Source organism: Streptomyces sp. SYSU D01066-1, assembly GCF_054956795.1.
The window spans coordinates 236,812-249,050 of record NZ_JBUDHV010000005.1 but is presented as its reverse complement, the minus strand read 5'-3'; the positions used below and the strand labels follow the sequence as shown (position 1 = coordinate 249,050).

Here is a 12,239-nt window from a genome sequence, read left to right as displayed (position 1 = left end):
CGAGAGGGCTCCTCCCGCTCCAGTAGCTCGATGTCCCGGAGCAGCCGGAGGCGCCCAGCCCGGGCCGGGTCCCCGCACAACGGCGTGCGACGGACCCGGCCCCTACCGCTTCCTCAGTCCGAGCGGTCCTCCAGGTAGCGGGTGTGCGTCTCCTGGCGGCGCTCCTCCACCTCCCGCAGCCGCGCCGCCAGCGCGGACGCCTCCTCGTGGAGCAGGCCGAGCTGGCGCTCCAGATGCCGCTCCGGCGGCTCGCCGCCCGGCGTCATCCGGTGCCACCAGCGGGTGCGCAGATACGCGTCGACGGCCTCGGGGACGTCCTGCCGCACCGTCCGGGTCAGCGTGTGCACGCCCTCCGGGTCCTGGGCGAGCACCTCGGTGACCCAGCCCGGTTCCAGCAGCGCGCCGAGCAGGCCGGTCAGCTCGGCCAGGCGCCCGGCCGCCGCCGGCGGCAGGTCGGCGCCGGCCAGATAGGCGCCCAGCCGCTCCCAGTCGGCGCGGACCCCGTCGAGCTGGGCGGACGGGTCGGGGAAGGCCGGCGGGGCGGGCCGCTCCGGCGGGGCGACCAGCGCGCCCGCGCCGTACAGCCCGGCGACCACCACCGGCCAGTAGGGTCCCGCGACCCCCGCGAAGGTCAGCGCGAGACCGACGAGACCGCAGGCGCTGCCGGCCAGGTTCTTGCGGGACTCGAGGTAGGCCCATGCCCTACTGGTAGCCACGGATCTCCTCGAAGGCGCCGTCCAGCGAGCCCTGCCGGGCGTCGAACAGCCGGCCGCCGGTCAGGTCGGCGATGTGCGCCAGCTCCGCCCGGTCCGAGTCGCCGAAGAGGATGGGGAAGACCGGGATCCGCCGCTGCTCGGCGGACAGCGCGCGGTAGAAGCCGTCGAAGTCGCCGGCGTCGGCGCCGGTGGTGTTCTCGCCGTCCGTCATCAGCACGATCGACGTGAAGGTGTCCTTGCCGCCGCCCAGGTGGCCGTACGCCTTCTCCAGCGAGGTGTAGACGGCGGTGTCGCCCGACGCGGTGAGCGCCTCGGTGTCCGCGCGGATCGCCGACAGGCCCCGCCCGGGATCCCCCGGGTCCACGACATGGGTGCGCGCGCTCTTGACCGCCGAGCCGAACGGCATCAGCGTGACCTCCTCCCGTTCCCGGAAGTCGCCGGTCAGACCGGTGAGCGCGGTCTTCAGGCGGTCGAGGCGGTCGCCCGCCATGGAGCCCGAGGTGTCCAGGACGTACACCGTGCGCGAGGGGCGGCGCAGTTCGTTCTCGTAGGAGTCGAGCAGGCCGTCGGCGACCGGGCGGGTGCCGGGGAAGGGCAGTTCGCGCCGGCGTTCGGCGCCCAGGCCGGCGGCGGGGGCGACGGAGGCGACGACCGGGCGGCGCAGGGTGGTGTCGGTGATCCGCCGCTGGAGCTCCTCGGTGCGCAGGGCGTCGGCCACCTTCCGGACGTCCTCGCGGGTGGCGGCGCTGGTGGACGCCAGGGAGGAGAGGGGGTAGTCGGCGGTGACGACGCCGTCGCGGGGGCGGATCACGGTGAGGCCGTCGATGCCCTCGAGGACGGACTCGTAGTTGAGCAGCGCGTCGACGTTCCCGCGCCGCTGGTAGGCCGCCGCCAGCCAGCCCGAGGAGCCCGAGGTCAGCTGCTGCCCCCGGAAGAACTCCTTCAGCCGGGGCCGGGCCTCGCGCACGTCCGCGTCGGTGAGCGCCGCCTCGGCGCCGGAGAGCGCGGAGGCCACCGAGACCAGCGTGGCGAAGCCGGAGTTGGAGCGGGCCGGGTCGGTCATGCCGTACGTCAGCTTCCCGTCGGCCACGGCCCGCTCGATCTGGGACCAGGTGACGTCGGCGGGCTTCCAGCCCAGCTCCCGTACCGTGGCGTCCTGGACGCCGATGGCGACCGGGCTGGTCATCACGGGCGTCTCGGACACCACCCGCTTCGCGGCCTCGGGGCGCAGCCGCAGGTAGTCGTTGGACGACAGCCACACGGCGTCGTACCGCCCGTCCGTCCTCCCCTTCGCCAGCAGGTCGACGGCGTCGAGGGTGCCCATGGGAGTGAGGCGGACGGTGACGCCGGTGTCCTCGCGGACCCGCTCCAGCACCGGTTCCATGTCGGTGAGTTCGCTGGAGGCGAGGACGCGCAGGGTGCCGGGCTCGGCGGGGCCGGGGACACCGGGGGCCGAGGCGCCGGCGGCGCCGTCGCCGTCGGCGGTGCAGGCGGTCAGCAGGGCGAGGGCGGCCGTCAGACCGACGGCGAGGCGCCTCACGCCGGACCGCCTTCCAGCGCGCCCCGCGAACGGCTGCGCTCCAGACGGGCGCTCGCGTCCTGGAGTTCGGCGGTCAGCGACCCGACCGTGGCGGCCATCGCCTCGGCCGCCCGCGCCTTGTAGGTGTCGATGGTGTCCAGGGTGCGGTAGATCTGCTGGAACGCCTGGCGCAGGGTGTCCGCGCCGACCGCCGGGTCGGCGGCGATCCGCTGGATCTCGCCGCTCTGCGTGGCGAGCATCTCCGCGTTGCCCCGGACCAGGTCCTCGGTGGTGCCGCGCAACGCGTCGACCTGCTCGACGACCTTCTTCTGGTGGTCGAGCGCGGAGGCCAGCATGACGGAGATCCGCAGCGCGGACACGGTGGTCGTCGCCGCCCGGTCGACGCCCTTGACCAGCTCCTCGTTGTTGCGGCGCACGACGTCCATGGCGAGGTAACCCTGCGCGCACACCGCGAGCTGGGTGAGCAGGTCCTGGTGCTTCTGCCGGACGGGGAAGAGGACGTCGGCGCGCAGCGCGTCGGCCTCCTGGGGGTCGGTGACGCCCGCGATGTGCTCCTCGACGGCCGTGTCCAGGGCCTCGGTGAGGACGACGTACTCCTGGAGCTTGCCCATCGTCTCCCACAGGCGGACCCGTTCGGTCTGCAGCGCGGCGTTGTCGCGCCGCAGCTCGTCCTGGCCGCCGCGCAGCGACCCCACGATCGCGTTGAGCGTGCCCTGCGCGGAGGCGTACTTGGCGAGGTGGTCGCGCAGCCTGTTGCCGCCGGGCAGCCGGGACAGGAACCGGCGGCCCCTGGCGGCGGGCAGGTCGCGCGGGTCCAGGTCCTCCACGACCCGGCGCAGCTCCACCAGCGAGCCCGCCACCCGCGACTGGGCGTCACCGCCCTTGCCCGGCAGGGCGCGCACGGTCCGCTCCAGCATCCGGTTGGACTGCGCGGCGGCGGCCCGCATCTCCCCGGCGCCCAGCGCGGTGATCTCACCGACCTTGCCGGCGAACTCCGGGGAGCGGGCGTCCAGCGCCGCGAGCGACTCGACGTAGGCGGCGGCCTTGCGGGACATCTCGGCGCGGGCACCGTCGTCGACGGGGACGAGCCCGCCGGCCCTCTCCCGGGGCACGGCGGCCACCGGTTCGGGCGGGGTGAGTACGAAGCCGGTGTCGTCGGTCATGCCGGGTCCCCCGTCATCCACGCGCCCGGCGGGCGATGTCGCGCAGCACCTCGGAGGTGGGCACGGGCGCCTGCCGGACGCCGGTCAGCTGCTGGTTGAGATACGCGGTGTGGTCCTGGGTGGCCCGGGTGAACTCGGCACCGGCGCCCTGCGGCCGGAACCCGTGCCGGACGGCCAGTTTCCGCAGCGCCGGGTCGTCGGAGAGGAGTTCGCCCAGTTCCCGGCCGTCCTCGGTGAGCGGGACGACCGTGTGGTCGCTGGTCGCGGTGGTGTCCGGGTAGAGGACGGTGAGGTCGCCGACGTCCTGGTCCTCCTGGAGCAGGGCGGCGACCTGGGACTCGTACACCAGCACCAGCGGGTTGCCGACGCCGCTGACGAAGTCCCGGAACGCGGCGTCCGAGCTGGCCTGCTGGGCGCCCTGCACCTGGACCAGCTTGCGCATCAGGGGCGCGGTGCGCTCCACGTCGGCGTCGGAGGCGGCGACCCGGTCGCCGCCCGCGGCGTAGGAGGCGGCGGCCAGCCACAGGGCGCCGGAGTTGGACGACTCCGGGTCGGTGGTCGACACGTAGACCGTCCCGCGCAGCTCCCCGTGCCGCTCGGCGCCCTCCAGCTGCTGCCAGGTGCGGTCGTCGCGGGCGGCGTCAAGGAAGGCGTCGGTCCGCAGGGTGCCGCCGTGGGTGCGGTCGAGGGTCGCCAGGCCGTTGGCCGCCAGTACGTCGGCGGCGGCGCGGTGGGCGACGACGACCAGCGGCGAGTAGAACGGCCGGGGCAGCGGCTTCCGCGCGCCGTACCGCTTCGCGAGTTCGTCGGCCGGGGCCTGGCTGGAGGGGAAGGCCAGGTCGTAGCCCTTGAGGTCGAGCTGTTCCATCGCCCAGGACCCGGAGGTCTCGGCGGTCACGGTCCAGCCCTTGGCGGCGAGGGCCTCCACCACGTCCGGGTCGGCGAAGAACTCCGCCTTCTCCGACCCGATCACGGCACGCACGGTCTTCGTCGCCGTGCTGTCGTCCCCGGTCTCCCGTCCCGCGACGACGGCCGCCACCACACCGCCGACGAGGAGGACCGCGAGGACTATTCCTGCGATTCGTCTCACGCCGGCAGCCTGCCTCCGGAACGAAACATTCCCGGCGTTCGATCATGAACGGGGGGTGACATACCGGCCCCGGCATGGCAACGCGCCCCGCAGGGCGCGCGGCTGTGACACACGCGGTGCCGCCGCGCGGGCACGGGAGGCCGCGCGGCGGTGCCGGATTTGCGCGGCGACGCGGAGTCTGCGTGGCGGCGCGGAGTCCGCGCGGCGGAACCGCGTCCGCGCGACGGCGCCGGATCCGCGCGGTGGCGCCGGACCTGCGCGGCGGCACCGGATCCGCGCGGCGGCACCGCGCCTGCAGGTCGGCCGGCAGCGGCCCCTACGGCGCCAGCGCGACCCCGCGCTCCAGCGCCGCCGCGTGGAGGTCCATCATCTCGGCGGCCAGGATCGCCGCCGCCGTGTCCGCGCGGGACGCGGCGACCACCAGCGCGCGCCCCGCCAGGGCGTGCGCCCGCCGGTGCAGGGCGGAGGGACACGGTGCGTCCCGCACCGAGGTCAGCGGGGCGCGGGCCGGCGCGTGCCCGTCCCGCAGCCGGGCGACCTGCCCGGAAAGCCGCTGCGCCGCCGCGTCCAGCTCGTCGCAGGGCGCCAGCGCCCGCAGCTCGTCCGTGACGGCGAGCAGCGCGGCGAGGTGGCCCGCGAGCTGGATGTCCAGCTCCTCCTCGCGGGACCGGTGGGGAAAGTCCGGGGCGCTGTCGGGCATCGTGCTGTGGACCGACTTGGTACGGATCGGCTCGTACATGGATGGTCTCCTGACTGCTTCCAGGAAACCATCCTACATTGGATCGAGTCTAAAGTTGTGTGTTCTCGCGAACCGGACGTCAGGGCTGGCCGTAGCCGTCCAGGAAGCGCCCGATGCGCCCGACCGCGTCCCGCAGGTCCACGGCCGAGGGCAGGGTCACCACCCGGAAGTGGTCCGGCTCGGGCCAGTTGAAGCCGGTGCCGTGCACGACCATGATCTTCTCCTGGCGGAGCAGGTCCAGGACCATCCGCCGGTCGTCCTTGATCTTGAAGACCTTGGGGTCCAGGCGCGGGAAGAGGTACAGCGCCCCCTTCGGCTTCACGCAGGTCACCCCCGGGATCTCGGTCAGCAGCCGGTACGCGGTGTCGCGCTGCTCGCGCAGCCGCCCGCCCGGCAGCACCAGGTCCTTGATGCTCTGCCGCCCGCTGAGCGCGGCGACCACCCCGTGCTGACCGGGCATGTTGGCGCACAGCCGCATGTTCGCCAGGATGGTCAGGCCCTCGATGTAGGACGCGGCGTGGGCGCGCGGACCGGACACCGACAGCCAGCCGACCCGGTAGCCGGCCACCCGGTACGCCTTCGACATGCCGTTGAAGGTGAGCGTCAGCAGGTCCGGGGCGACCGACGCGGTCGGGACGTGCACGGCGTCGTCGTAGAGGATCTTGTCGTAGATCTCGTCCGAGCAGACCAGCAGGTTGTGGCGGCGGGCGATGTCGGTCAGGCCGCGCAGCAGCTCCTCGCCGTACACCGCGCCCGTCGGGTTGTTCGGGTTGATGATGACGATCGCCTTGGTGCGGTCGGTGACCCTGCGCTCGATGTCGGCGAGGTCCGGCATCCAGTCGGCCTGCTCGTCGCAGCGGTAGTGCACGGCCGTGCCGCCGGACAGGGAGACGGCCGCCGTCCACAGCGGGTAGTCCGGGGCCGGTACGAGGACCTCGTCGCCGTCGTCGAGCAGCGCCTGCATCGCCATCACGATCAGCTCGGAGACGCCGTTGCCGATGAAGACGTGCTCGACGTCCGTCTCGACGCCCAGGGTCTGGTTGTGCATGACGACCGCCCGGCGCGCGGCCAGCAGCCCCTTGGCGTCGCCGTACCCGTGGGCCGTGGAGACGTTGCGGAGGATGTCCTCCAGGATCTCCGGCGGGCACTCGAACCCGAAGGCGGCCGGGTTGCCCGTGTTCAGCTTCAGGATGCGGTGACCGGCCGCCTCCAGCCGCATCGCCTCCTCGAGCACCGGGCCCCGGATCTCGTATCCGACGTTGGCGAGCTTGGTCGACTGGATCACCTGCATGTCCGCGAGCTTACGGCCCGGTCACGACCGCCGGGCCGTGTTTTCCGCCACGTGGGTCGCGTCGTTCGCGAGGATTCTCCCCCTCTCGGCGCGGCGTCCGCTCTCGGCGCGGCGTCCGCTCTCAGCGGGGCGTCCGCCGCGCCGGACGCCCCGCCGGTGCGTCCGCGCGCCGCACCGACCGCCCCGCCAGGACGTCCGTGCGCCGTCCGTCCTCGATCACGAACCGTCCGTCCACCAGGACGTGCGGGATGCCCGTCGGCGGCCGGCGCGGCTCCTCGTACGTCGAGCCCGCCGCGACCGTCGCCGGGTCGAAGAGGACCAGGTCGGCCCGGTAGCCCTCGCGGACCAGGCCCCGGTCGGGGAGCCGCAGCCGGGCGGCCGGGCGTGAGGTGAGGTGGGCCACGCACTCCTCCAGCGACAGCACGCCCAGCTCGCGCACGTAGTGCCCGAGGTAGCGCGGGAAGGTGCCGTAGGCGCGCGGGTGCGGTTTCGCGCCCTGGAGGATGCCGTCCGAGCCGCCGGTGTGCACGCGGTGCCGCATGATCGCGCGGACGTTCTCCTCGTGGCCGACGTGCTGGAGGACGGTGGGCGCCAGCCGGTCGGCGAGCAGGAGGCGGCGGGCGACCGTCCACGGGGTCTCGCCGCGGGCCGCGGCCGACTCCCGGACCGTGCGGCCGACGTACTCCCCGAGCGCCGGGTCGCCCGTGCCGGAGATCTCGATCGTCTCCCACTCCACGGGCACGCCGTGGCAGCCGTCGGAGCCGGTCACCTCCAGGTGGTGCCGGATCCGTTCGGCGGTGTCGTCGTCGGCGAGGCGTTCGAGGAGCCGCCCCGGGCCGCCCTCGCCCGCCCAGCTCGGCAGCAGCGCGGCCAGCGTGGTGGAGCCGGGGGTGTAGGGGTAGGTGTCGAGGGTGAGGTCGGCGCCGGCGGCCAGCGCGTCGTCCAGCAGGGCCAGCAGCTCGCCGGCGCGGCCCTCGTTGACGCCGAAGTTCATGGTGGCGTGGGCCAGGTGCAGGGGGCAGTCCGCCTCCCGGGCCAGCCGGACCATCTCCGCGTACGCCTCCAGGGCCCCCGCCCCGTAGGAGCGGTGGTGCGGGCAGTAGTAGCCGCCGTACGACGCCACCACCCGGCACAGTTCGGTCAGCTCGGCGTCCTTCGCGTACATGCCGGGCGTGTACGTCAGCCCCGACGACATGCCGACCGCGCCCTGTTCCATGCCCTCGGCGACCAGCCGCCGCATGTGCTCCAGCTCGGCCTCCGTCGCCGGCCGGTCCTCCCAGCCGACGGCGAGCGCGCGGACCGTGCCCTGCGGGACCAGATAGGCGGCGTTGACCGCGACGCCCCGGTCGAGGCGGTCCAGGTACTCGCCGACCGAGCGCCAGTCGAAGTCGACGTCGTCGCCGGGGCCGTTCCACCCGGCGATGGCGCGGCGCACTTCGCCGAGGGTGCGGTCGTCGACCGGCGCGTAGGACAGGCCGTCCTGGCCGAGGACCTCCAGGGTGACGCCCTGCGCGGCCTTCGCGCTGTGGTCGGGGTCGCGCAGCAGCGCCAGATCGCTGTGGGCGTGCATGTCGATGAAGCCGGGGGCCAGGACCAGCCCCTCGGCGTCCAGCTCCCGGCGCGCGGTGGGCCGCTGGCAGCCGGCCGCCGCGGCCTCCTGGACGATCGACACGATCCGGCCGCCGTCGACCACGACATCCGCCCGGCAGGAGGGGGCGCCGGAACCGTCCACGACGTCGGCGTCCCGGATGACCAGCTCTTCCATGCCACGGCTCCCGTCAGGTCAGAAGAACGTACGGATGTACTCGACGACCGTCCCGTCCGCCTCCGCGACCGGGATGAGCTGCCACTTGTCGAACGACGTGCACGGGTGGGACAGGCCCATCCCGACCCAGTCCCCGACCTCCAGGTCCGCCTCGGCCGTCGTGCGCAGCCAGGCGTGCTGGTCGGACAGGCCGGTCACCGTGACGCCGGCGGCGGGCCGCTCGGCGCCGCCGTCCCGGCGGACCACCTGGGCGAAGGGCAGGTGGAGGTCGTACGCCGCGTCCCGCTTGCCCGCGTTGGTGAACGCCTGCTCGGGGCAGGGGCGGGAGACGACCTGGCTCCACAGGCGGAACGCCGGCTCCAGGGCCCCCTCCCCGGGGACCCGGTTGAAGGGGGTCAGCTCGCGGTAGTGCCCGTCGTCGTGCGACACGTACGCGCCGGAGCGCAGCAGCTTCAGCACCGGCCGGGAGAGGGCGGGGATCTCGGCGAACACGTCGGCCACCGCGTCGAACCAGGCGCTGCCGCCCGCGCTCACCACGATCTCGTCCGCCCCGCCGAACCGGCCCCGCCCGTCGAGGCCGGCGGCCAGGTCCACCAGCCGGCGCAGATACGCCCGCACCCGCTCCGGGCCGGCGTGCGGCACCTCGCCCTCGTACCCGGCGACGCCGACCAGCCGCAGCGCCCGCGCGGCCGTCACCGCGTCGGCGACCGCCGCGCACCGCGCCTCGGTGCGCGCCCCGGTCCGTGCCCCCTCGCCCGCGGCCAGCTCCACGACCACGTCCAGCGGGCGCGAGGCCCCTTCCAGCGCCGCGTCCATCAGCTCCACGCCGCGCACGGAGTCGACGTAGCAGACGAGGCGGAACTCCGGGTCGGCGTCCTGCTCGGCGGCGATCCAGCGCAGGGCGGCGGCGTCGACCAGTTCGTTGGCGAGGAAGATCCGCCGGATGCCGAAGGCCCGCGCCACCCGCACCTGGTGGGGCACGGCGAGGGTGATGCCCCAGGCGCCGTGCTCGATCTGCCGGTGGAAGAGCCGGGGCGCCATGGAGGTCTTGCCGTGCGGCGCGAAGGCCAGGCCGTGCCGGGCGGAGTACGTCCCCATGAGCGCCAGGTTGTGCGCCAGGCGCTCGGCGGACAGGGCCAGCACGGGGGTGGTGAAGCCGCCGTCGAAGAGGTTCCGGCGCTGGGCGGCCAGCTCGGCGACGGTCAGGCCGTACGCGTCCGGCGGGAGGCCCTTGAAGCGGTGGTCGACGTGCTCCTCGGCCAGACGGGCGAGGGCTTCGGAACCGGCGTCGAGGGCCATGCAGCCTCCCTGTTCAGGCGCGTTGCATCCTGTGCAACAACCATTGCGTATATCGCTTACCGCTGTCTAACATCTCGGCGAACGCGGGGTCAACGGAGCCGCCGCCCGCGCGACGCGACAAGGAGCCTGCCCACCGTGACCGCCGACGGACCCCGCAGCGCCGCCTCCGCCGCCACCGGTGCGGTCGCCGCCTCCGGCGCCATCGGTGCGGGAGACGCCGCCGGTGCGGTCGTCGCTTCCGCCGCCGCTGCCGGTGCGGTCGTCGCCTCCGGCGCCGCCGGTGCGGAAGACGGTGCCGACGTGGTCGACGTGGTCACGCTGGGCGAGTCCATGGTCGCCTTCCTGCCCTCCCGCCCCGGCCGGCTGGCCGACGTCCCCTCCTTCGACCGGGCCATCGGCGGCGCCGAGTCCAACGTCGCCTGCGCGCTCGCCGCCGCCGGGCACACCGCCCGCTGGGTCGGCCGGGTCGGCGCGGACGGCTTCGGCGACCACCTGGTGGAGACGATCGGCGGCTACGGCGTCGACGTGAGCGCCGTCCGGCGGGACCCGGAGCGTCCGACGGGCGTGTACTTCCGTACCGCCGGGGACCGGGCCACCGACGCGCACGAGGTGGCGTACTACCGGGCCGGGTCGGCCGCCTCCGCCATGTCCCCGCGGACGGTGGACCCGGCCGCCGTCCGCACCGGGCGCGTACTGCACCTGTCCGGCATCACGGCCGCGCTCTCCGCCGACTGCCTGCGGCTGATGCGGGAGCTGACCACGCGTCACGCGAAACGGCCACGCGTGTCCTTCGACGTGAACTACCGTTCCGGGCTGTGGAGCCGCGCGGCGGGCGGCCCCGAGGTCCTGCTGGAACTGGCGCGGGGGGCGGACATCGTGTTCGTCGGGGACGACGAGGCCCGTGACGCCTGGGGCCTGCGCGGCGCGCGGGCCGTGCGGGACGCGCTGCCGGAGCCCGGAGTGCTGGTCGTCAAGCAGGGACCGGGCGGCGCGGTCGCCTTCGGCCGGGACCCCGCCGGGTGCGAGGACGCCGACGGCACCGCCGTCCACGAACGCGCGCCCCGCGTCGAGGTGGTCGCCGCCGTGGGCGCCGGCGACGCCTTCGCCGCCGGGTTCCTCTCCGCCACCCTGCGCGGACTGCCGGTACGGGACCGGCTGCGCCACGGCCACCTCTGGGCCGCCGCCGCCCTCACCGTCCCCGGCGACCTCGCCCCGCCCCCGGCCCGCGACCTGGCCGACCGGCTGGCCGCCCTGGACGAGGAGGCATGGGGGAGACTGCGACTCGGCCCCGGCTGGACACGGGACACGGGCCGGGCCGACGAGGAGGTACGCACCCCATGAGCCAGACCGTCGACCGCGCGCTCAGCATCCTGCCGCTGCTCGCCGAGGGCCCCGCCGACCTCGGCCGGGTCGCCGACGCCCTCGGCGTCCACAAGTCCACGGCCCTGCGCCTGCTGCGCACCCTGCACGACCACGGCTTCGTCTACCGCCAGTCCGACCAGCGCTACCGCCTCGGCTCCCGGCTGATCGCCCTCGCCCAGGAGGCGATGGAGAACCTCGACGTCCGCGAGATCGCCCACCCCCACCTCGTACGCCTCAACGAGACCTGCGGCCACACCGTCCACCTCGCCGTCCACGAGGAGAACGAGGTCCTCTACATCGACAAGGTGGAGAGCCGCTACCCGGTCCGCATGTACTCCCGGATCGGCAAGCCCGTCGCCATCACCGTCGCCGCCGTCGCCAAGCTGCTCCTGGCCGACCTCCCCGAGGGCGAGCGGCGCGCGGTCGCCGAGAAGCTCGACTACCCCCTGTACACGTCCCGTTCGACACCGAGCGCCGACGCCTTCCTCAAGGAACTGGCCAAGGTGCGCGAACAGGGCTGGGCCACCGACCTCGGCGGCCACGAGGAGTCCATCAACTGCGTCGCCGCGCCCATCCGGGACGCGGCCGGCCGGGTGGTCGCCGCGATGTCGGTCTCCGCGCCGAACGTCGTCGTCACCGCCGACGAACTCCTCACCCTGCTCCCGCTGGTGCGCCGTACGGCGGACGCCGTCAGCGGCGAGTACTCCGGCAGAACCCCGGCCCCATCCTCAGCCCCATCCTCAGCCCCAGCCAAGGAAGTCACCGCATGACCGAGAAGACCGCGCTCACCCCCTCCACCCACACCGTGCCGCCGGCGAGGTTCAGCCACGGCGTGAAGAAGGGGAACATCCTCCAGGTCGCCGGCCAGGTCGGCTTCCTCCCGCACGAGGAGGGCAAGACCCCGACCCCGGCCGGCCCCACCCTGCGCGAGCAGACCCTGCAGACCCTCGCCAACGTCAAGGCGATCCTGGAAGAGGGCGGCGCGAGCTGGGACGACGTGATGATGATCCGCGTCTACCTCACCGACGTCGGCCACTTCGCCGAGATGAACGACATCTACAACGCCTACTTCGAGGAGCAGGGCCTCACCCAGCCCCCGGCCGCCCGCACGACCGTCTACGTCGGTCTGCCCGCCGGACTCCTCATCGAGATCGACGCGCTGGCCGTCCTGGGCTGACCGTCCCCCTTCGCTCGTCCGCGTACGGCGCGGCGCTCCCCGCGCGGGGCGCCGTGCCGCGATCGCTCCTGCCCGAAAGCCGCATGCACCACTCCAG

General features: G+C 74.3%; 11 protein-coding genes. 3 read left to right on the top strand and 8 right to left on the bottom strand.

Annotation, left to right across the window (positions count from 1 at the left end; all coding sequences use genetic code 11):
* Positions 1-113: 113 nt before the first annotated feature.
* From ACY1JF_RS07850 to ACY1JF_RS07815, 8 genes are all read right to left on the bottom strand, one after another.
* Entirely contained in the window at positions 114-716 is a 603-nt protein-coding gene (locus tag ACY1JF_RS07850) for a hypothetical protein (RefSeq protein ID WP_462704260.1), read from the bottom strand.
* Positions 703-2,256: a substrate-binding and vWA domain-containing protein gene (locus ACY1JF_RS07845; protein ID WP_462704259.1), complete on the bottom strand. Its 1,554-nt coding sequence runs from the start codon at positions 2,254-2,256 to the stop codon at positions 703-705. Before ACY1JF_RS07845 ends, ACY1JF_RS07850 begins: the two co-directional genes overlap by 14 nt.
* Positions 2,253-3,419, bottom strand: a complete 1,167-nt coding sequence (locus ACY1JF_RS07840) for a toxic anion resistance protein (RefSeq protein WP_462704258.1) — start codon at positions 3,417-3,419, stop codon at positions 2,253-2,255. The genes ACY1JF_RS07845 and ACY1JF_RS07840 overlap by 4 nt, the downstream gene beginning before the upstream one ends.
* A gap of 13 nt (positions 3,420-3,432) precedes the next feature.
* On the bottom strand, positions 3,433-4,509 hold the full coding sequence (locus tag ACY1JF_RS07835) for a substrate-binding domain-containing protein (protein ID WP_462704257.1): 1,077 nt from the start codon (positions 4,507-4,509) through the stop codon (positions 3,433-3,435).
* Between the two features lie 316 nt (positions 4,510-4,825).
* Complete coding sequence (locus ACY1JF_RS07830; RefSeq protein ID WP_462704256.1) at positions 4,826-5,248, bottom strand: SCO4983 family protein; 423 nt, start codon at positions 5,246-5,248, stop codon at positions 4,826-4,828.
* A 79-nt stretch (positions 5,249-5,327) separates the two neighbouring features.
* Positions 5,328-6,539 carry a pyridoxal phosphate-dependent aminotransferase gene (locus ACY1JF_RS07825; RefSeq protein ID WP_462704255.1) on the bottom strand — a complete coding sequence of 404 codons (1,212 nt, stop codon included), beginning with the start codon at positions 6,537-6,539 and terminating at the stop codon, positions 5,328-5,330.
* Between the two features lie 121 nt (positions 6,540-6,660).
* The gene (locus ACY1JF_RS07820) at positions 6,661-8,304 is read right to left on the bottom strand and encodes an N-acyl-D-amino-acid deacylase family protein (protein ID WP_462704254.1); all 1,644 of its coding nucleotides are present in this window, start codon (positions 8,302-8,304) and stop codon (positions 6,661-6,663) included.
* 18 nt (positions 8,305-8,322) lie between these two features.
* On the bottom strand, positions 8,323-9,603 hold the full coding sequence (locus ACY1JF_RS07815) for an amino acid deaminase (protein ID WP_462704253.1): 1,281 nt from the start codon (positions 9,601-9,603) through the stop codon (positions 8,323-8,325).
* Between the two features lie 330 nt (positions 9,604-9,933).
* Between ACY1JF_RS07815 and ACY1JF_RS07810 the strand changes: the two genes are divergently transcribed.
* From ACY1JF_RS07810 to ACY1JF_RS07800, 3 genes are read left to right on the top strand one after another with little or no spacing between them, the layout of a single operon-like run.
* The gene (locus ACY1JF_RS07810; protein WP_462704285.1) at positions 9,934-10,944 is read left to right on the top strand and encodes a sugar kinase; all 1,011 of its coding nucleotides are present in this window, start codon (positions 9,934-9,936) and stop codon (positions 10,942-10,944) included.
* Positions 10,941-11,735 carry an IclR family transcriptional regulator gene (locus ACY1JF_RS07805; RefSeq protein ID WP_462704252.1) on the top strand — a complete coding sequence of 265 codons (795 nt, stop codon included), beginning with the start codon at positions 10,941-10,943 and terminating at the stop codon, positions 11,733-11,735. Before ACY1JF_RS07810 ends, ACY1JF_RS07805 begins: the two co-directional genes overlap by 4 nt.
* The gene (locus tag ACY1JF_RS07800; protein WP_462704251.1) at positions 11,732-12,142 is read left to right on the top strand and encodes a RidA family protein; all 411 of its coding nucleotides are present in this window, start codon (positions 11,732-11,734) and stop codon (positions 12,140-12,142) included. Before ACY1JF_RS07805 ends, ACY1JF_RS07800 begins: the two co-directional genes overlap by 4 nt.
* Positions 12,143-12,239: the final 97 nt, after the last annotated feature.